Below are 6201 nucleotides of genomic sequence, written 5' to 3'. Positions count from 1 at the left end.
CCCAAGGCCTTGCTCGGATTCGGTAATTTCACATATTGATCACCGCGAAGCGCAGCCAGGGGCCGGTTCACGCTGGACAATCGGTTTTGCGCGGTGGCGATGTCGATAGCGCCTTGTTCAACTTGCTGACGCAGATGTCCGGCGTAGTCCAGCAAGGTCTGCCGATCAATCCGCCGCGCATCGTTAAACTCTGGTCCATCCTCCGAACGACACCAGCGTACAAACGCTTGCCACCGATCACTGTGAGCTTTGACCGTGCCGTAGTGCCCGTCGCCAAATAGGTCGCGCAACGCCTGCGGTCCGACATAGCTCAGCTGCCGGCCATAACCAAAATTGCGCCCATCCCGCCTACCGACCAATGCCATGACCGAGCTCCTCTCGAAGCCAAACCGTTGAAACCTTCCCTCACGTCATCCCGCCAAGAATGTTGAGTGTTATCAGGGATCAAGGCCCCTGCGGCCTGTGAGGGTTGTCCACTGACGCGGGACTGACGGCTCTTTACGACCGGGAGCTTGGGCATCTCATGATCTGGTCTCCTGAACACTTCCAAGGAAGTGGGCGGGTGGAGGCTGCATTGGCTGACGAGACCAACGCCGCGAGATCGTGAGTCGGGTGAAGGCAGTGACGCGATGACCGGGGCACGCCTGACTGTCAGTCAGGTGCAGTCCATTCCTTGGGCTGCGGCACCATCATCTGCATCGCTGTTGCTGGTGACTTCGGTGTTTGTCACGCTGATTGTCACGAGGGGGAATGCCACAAAGCCTTGTACGAGTTGGGCTGCAGCAGCGGTAGGAGCGCCCGTCTCTTTCCGGGAGAAAGAGACGGGCGCAGGTTGGCGCAAGGAAATGGCCAAGCAGATAGGTTGCTGCAAGGCAGCTATGAAAGGGGGAAGTTGCCGCAGTGGGCACACTGGTAAAAGTAGGCATCCATCACATCGCTGTGAGCGTGCGAGCCGCCGGACGCTAATCGCACTTTGGGAGAACCACCACGGTGTGGCGTAGCCTTAAAGGTTCTGGCTACCTGGGTTGCTGTCAACGACAGCGCTTGCCCGATCTTTTCTACGCCTGTGGATAATTTGGGTCAAGGCTCGAATTTTCGGGAACTCTGCAGCTGTGGATGAAATTATCCACCGGTGGAAATCAGTGGTTTTCCACAGACAGTTGCGTGGGCTTTAGATTTTTTAAATGAGGTCCATCCAAGCAGGGCGGCTTTGCAGCCCCGCTTGGATGGACCCGCGTGGAAGGGCGGACTGCGGTGATCTCATTGGCTTACCCACGTTTGGATGCGCCACGGCTATTTTGTAGGGCGGTAATGTTGTCACCGACCGGGTGAGCGAATTCGTGGGGCGTCACATGCCCATGGCGGTTGGCGTCGATGTAGTTGCTCCACCACGCCATGATCAGCCGGCGCTGCTCCAGAAATTCAGCTTTGTGGATATACGCGGCGCGCACACGGTTGCGTTCCTTGTGGCTCATTTGTCTTTCGATGGCTGCGTCGGTCCATAACCCGGACTCAAGCAGGGCGCTACAGGCCATGGTCCTGAAGCCGTGGCCGCACACGTCCTTGCTGGTGTCATAGCCGACGTTGCGGAGCATGGTGTTCACCGTGTTCTCGGACATGGGCTTCCAGTACTTGTGGTCGCCCGGTAGCACCAACTCTGAAAAGCGACTGAGGCTGCGCAGGCGCTCCAGTATTTCGATGACCTGCGGCGATAGCGGAACCATTTGAATGTCGCCGTTCATTTTGGTCCCGCGTGTGGAGTTGCGTACCCCTTCAATCGGTGCGCGCGTATCTGGGATTTCCCACATGGCGCGTTGAAGGTCGAACTCACTCCATCTAGCGAAGCGTAGTTCGCTGGAGCGGACGAATACATGCAACGTCAACAGGACGGCAAGGCGCGTCAGCTCGCGACCGTTGTAGTTGTCGATGTGTTGTAGCAGTTCGGGTAGGCGGTTGAGGGATAGGGCCGGGCGATGGACTGTGCGCGGCGCGTGAATCGAGCCTGCCAAATCCAGTGCAGGATTCATGGTGATCTGCCGAGCTCTTTTGGCCCCGCGCATGATGGTGGATAAGTAGTTCTGTACCCTTAACGCCACATCCATGGTGCCGCGTTCCTTGATGCGCTGGGTGATTTCTAGCAGGTCGTGGGTATCGAGTTCGGCGATGGGTCGTTGGCCGATCAGCGGGAAGACGTGGGTACGCAGTCGGCTCATCACGGTTTTTGCGTGTCCTTCGGTCCAGCGACGGGACATGTCGGCGTGCCACTCCAGAGCAACGGTTTCGAAAAGCAGTGCCGCCCGTTGGGCTACGATCTTGGCCTTCTTCTTTTCTTCCATTGGGTCGAGGTTGTCGAGCAGCAACGCCTTGGCTTCGTCTCGCTTACGTCGTGCGACGGAAAGGGTAACGATGGGGTAATTGCCGATGATGAGCGTGCCTTCCTTGCCGCTGGGCTTGGTGTACTTCAAGCGCCAGGTCTTCACGCCATTGGGTTTGACGAAAAGGTACATGCCTCCGCCGTCGAACAGTTTGTAGGCGCGTTCGCGGGTTTTGGCCGTGCGGCATTGCAGGTCGCTGAGGGGGATCGCAAGACGTGGCATAGGGGTACGCGCTCCTGACCGGGAAATCGCAGTACCCCTAACATACCCTCGGGGAAGGGGGATTTTGTTGGATCCCGACGGAGGGTCCTGGAACGAAAAAACCCGCCAAAGGGCGGGTTTTCGGGGCTTCCAGAGCATTCAGTGGAATGCAATGGAGCCTAATGTGGTGCCGGCACCAGGAATCGAACCCGGGACCTACTGATTACAAGTCAGTTGCTCTACCATCTGAGCTATACCGGCGTGTCAGGGCGACGATTATAGCGATTGGTTGGCTTCTGTAAACCCCTGAATTCTGACTATTTTTGTTCGGGCTTCAGGTCAGGCGCGCAGCAGGGTTTTCTTGAGTTTCTGAATGGCTTTCCAGGTTCGACTGTTTTGCATTGCGCGCAGCTGTGCTTCGGCCTGTTCGGCGCGTTGCAGGGCGGCGGCGAGCTGGTGTTCGGCGTCGCCGATGGGGTGGCTGAAGTTGTGGCCTTTGCAGAACTGGAATTCGTCCAGGTTGCACGGCGGGATGTCGAAGGCGGGTTTGAGGTTCAGGTGTTCTTCGGCGAGGTAGTAGGTGTTGATGCCATCGAACAGGATGGATTGGTAGCCGGCGTCAATGACGAGGTTTTCCCAGGTCTGGTCGCGGTCCCAAGGGGTTTCGATGAGGATTACCCATGGTCGCCATTGGGTGAAGTCCATGCCACGCAGGACGGTTTCTTCGTGGCCTTCGACATCGATTTTGAGGAAGTGGATGGCGCGGCCCTGGGCGTGTTCTTCGCAGATGGAGGTCAGGGTGCGGGACTTGATCGTTTGGCTGCGCACGTCCATGCCGGCGTCTTTGTGCATTTTGGCCATGGCCGGGTCGAGGGTCGAGAGGCCGGTGCCGGCGATGCCGTAGAAGGTCAGGTCGTCAGCACTTTCCCCGGCCGCGCACTGCAGGTTGGTGTCTTTGGGGCGTTGCTGGCAAAGGGCTTGGTAGTAGTTGGGCATCGGTTCGATGTTGATGCCGGTCCAGCCGTGGTCGTAGAACGCCTTGGTGACCGAGTCATGGGTGGGATGGTTTGCCCCGACGTCGATGTAGAAGCCGTTCTCGACGGTTTTGAGGGCGCGCCACAGGCGTATGTCTTCGAAATTCTGTGCGTAGGAAATGAAAGTCACTGGCGCATCCTGTCGGAAGAATGTTCTTGTTCGTGGCCGCGTATGCTGGCGCCCTGGCGTTTGTGTATATCAAGAGAAGTGCAGCGGTGCAATTTCCCCTGTCTGCGGTCCGGGATTAGGCATTTATGTCGTTTTGATTAAATGCTTATGCACAATGCCATCGGCAGCGCACTGGGTTTAGGTCGAATTTGTGGATCCGTTCTCATTTGTCCGCAAATGCCTGTTTTTTCGATTTTTTATCCAAGTGTACAAAAAATAAACAATATGGTTTTAGCCCTGAAACTGGCATGAATATTGGATCCACGATAATTCCATCAACAGAGTTATCCACAGGTCGAATGTGTTTAAGCGCGTTCGGCCAGGAGCAGGAAATTACGTGGTGTGAGCGGGGTGTCGCAGAAGGTGCCGACGCGGACGCTGTAACCCTGTTCGGCGAGGAAAAGTGCCCGGTCAAGGACCAGCCAAAGTTCCAGCGGACGTCGGAACAGTCCACGCAGTAGCTCAAGGTTGCGGACTTCGGCCAGTCGCTGCCAACCGGCGGCTTCGAGAGCTGGCCAATCTTGCGGGCCGATTGTGGATAACTCTTTTAGCGCGGCCAGGTGATGGCAGTAATCGGCGAAAGGTTTGTCCAGCCAGGCGCTGGGCAGGGAAGGGGTTGGCAGGTACTCGTCCATGCTGCGCAGTTGCCGTTGCAGCAAGTCGAAGCCCAGACGCCGGGCCATGGAGGTGTCGCGTTGACGTCGCACGCGGGCACCGGCGGTAACGGTTTCACTCATGGGCAGCGCGAGGTCGTCGAGGGAAAGCTGTAAGCCGGAGCCTTTGGCGGCTGAGGAAATCGGCGAGTATTGGGCAAGACCGATCCGGTTGTAGCAGCACGGCGCAATGGCGATTTGTTTGCAGCCTGTTGCGCTGGCGAGTTGAATCAATCGCACATGCAAATCACCGCAGGCGTGAAGCGCGACGGGCGTGTGATACGCACTCAGTAAAGCAGCTGCGTCTGCCGCGAGCACATCCTGTTCGATATGCAGTGCGTGCAGGTGATGACGTTGGCTGAGTGCCTGGCCGCTGGTGACCAGTGCCGGGTCGTATTCCAGGCATGTCAGTTGTTGCCCCGCTTGCAGCAGGCGGCGCCCCAGATGTCCCTTGCCCGAGCACCAGTCCAGCCAATGCCGCGGTGCCTCGGAAAACTGTAATCGACTGGCGAAGGCTTCGATCTGTTGCCATTTGCGCCCCGGCACATCGACGTTCAACCGATGGCCGGCCGCTTCAAGCGCGCGTGCGGGCAATTCATCCACGGCACTCAAGGCAACGGACATCGTTGCCAAGCAAGCAAAGGGTTCCGGTGCATTCAGGAGGGCAGGTTGGTTGTGAGCGTTTTCCGCGTCTTCCAGCGTTCGCTCGCGTAGCCATGCGGCTAACTCCGGGTAGGACGCTTCCCAGGGAAGTTGCCGATGAGTGAACGGCCGAGGTTTCCACAGTGCCTGATGCTCTGTCAGAAAAGCATCCAGCGCGGTGAAACGGGCGAGCAGGGCCTCGCCCGTCAACACGCAATCCTCAACGCCCTTGGCAGGCATCGACGCGCAGCCAGCGCTCCAGCAGCTTGAAGCCGCGCACCAGCACATAGGCCATCACCAGGTAGAACATGCCGGCGGCGAAGAAGATCTCCACCGGCAGGTAGGTCCGGGCAATGATGGTGCGGGCCATGCCAGTCAGTTCCAGCAAGGTCACGGTGCTGGCCAGGGCGCTGGCCTTGAGCATCAGGATCACTTCGTTGCTGTAGGCCGGCAGGCCGATGCGCGCGGCGCGCGGCAGGATGATATAGAGCAGCGCTTTGGGTTTGGACATGCCCAGTGCCCGTGCCGCTTCGATCTCGCCCGGTGGAATCGCCTGGATGGCGCCGCGCAGGATCTCGGCGATGTAGGCCGCTGTGTGCAGGGTCATGGTCGCCGTGGCGCACCAGAACGGATCGCGCAGGTACGGCCACATCGAGCTGTTTCGAATCGCGTCGAACTGCGCCAGGCCGTAGTAGACCAGGAACAGCTGARCCAGCAACGGCGTACCACGGAAAAAGAAGATGTAGCCGTAGGGAAATGCCCGCACCCACCACAGGCGCGACGAACGGGCGATGCCCAGTGGAATGGCCAGTAGCAAACCGGCGATCACGGCGATGGCCACCAGTTCCAGGGTCAGGGTCGCGCCCTGGGCCAGTCTCGGCAGCCACTTGATGATGACTTCCCAGTTCATTGGGTGCTCCTCGCGAAGCCGCGAGCGGCGCGTTTTTCCAGGAAGTGCATGCCGGTCATCGCCAGCACCGTCAGGCCCAGGTACATGAACGCGGCCACCATAAAGAAGGTGAACGGCTGTTTGGAGACGGTCACGCCGATTTGCGCATGACGCATGATTTCTTCCAGGCCGATCACCGACACCAGCGCGGTGTCTTTCATCAGGATCATGAACAGGT

4 protein-coding genes, 1 tRNA gene and 2 pseudogenes are annotated in these 6201 nt (G+C 58.6%); all 7 read right to left on the bottom strand.

Annotation, left to right across the window (positions count from 1 at the left end; genetic code table 11):
• Positions 1 to 365: pseudogene (locus AC1DVH_RS24770) on the bottom strand (integrase domain-containing protein); the annotation flags it as partial.
• A gap of 903 nt (positions 366 to 1268) precedes the next feature.
• Positions 1269 to 2597, bottom strand: a complete 1329-nt coding sequence (locus AC1DVH_RS24765; RefSeq protein WP_477756033.1) for a tyrosine-type recombinase/integrase — start codon at positions 2595 to 2597, stop codon at positions 1269 to 1271.
• Positions 2598 to 2761: 164 nt separating this feature from the next.
• Positions 2762 to 2837: transfer RNA gene (locus AC1DVH_RS24760), tRNA-Thr, on the bottom strand.
• Between the two features lie 78 nt (positions 2838 to 2915).
• Entirely contained in the window at positions 2916 to 3740 is an 825-nt protein-coding gene (locus AC1DVH_RS24755) for an FkbM family methyltransferase (RefSeq protein WP_477756032.1), read from the bottom strand.
• Positions 3741 to 4084: 344 nt separating this feature from the next.
• Entirely contained in the window at positions 4085 to 5314 is a 1230-nt protein-coding gene (locus AC1DVH_RS24750) for a methyltransferase (RefSeq protein ID WP_477756031.1), read from the bottom strand.
• Positions 5295 to 5984, bottom strand: a complete 690-nt coding sequence (locus AC1DVH_RS24745; protein WP_477756030.1) for an ABC transporter permease — start codon at positions 5982 to 5984, stop codon at positions 5295 to 5297. The genes AC1DVH_RS24750 and AC1DVH_RS24745 overlap by 20 nt, the downstream gene beginning before the upstream one ends.
• A pseudogene (locus AC1DVH_RS24740) lies at positions 5981 to 6201 on the bottom strand (ABC transporter permease); the annotation flags it as partial. The gene AC1DVH_RS24745 and the pseudogene AC1DVH_RS24740, both read right to left, overlap by 4 nt.

Source organism: Pseudomonas sp. P4_C3, from assembly GCF_056402075.1.
The sequence above is the reverse complement of the archived record's forward strand: the minus strand, read 5'-3'. Positions and strand labels throughout refer to the sequence as shown.

Excerpts from the sequence above, each read along its gene's own strand:
- AC1DVH_RS24765 (WP_477756033.1), bottom strand. The coding sequence starts at position 2,597 with ATGCCACGTCTTGCGATCCCCCTCAGCGACCTGCAATGCCGCACGGCC.
- AC1DVH_RS24750 (WP_477756031.1), bottom strand. The coding sequence starts at position 5,314 with ATGCCTGCCAAGGGCGTTGAGGATTGCGTGTTGACGGGCGAGGCCCTG.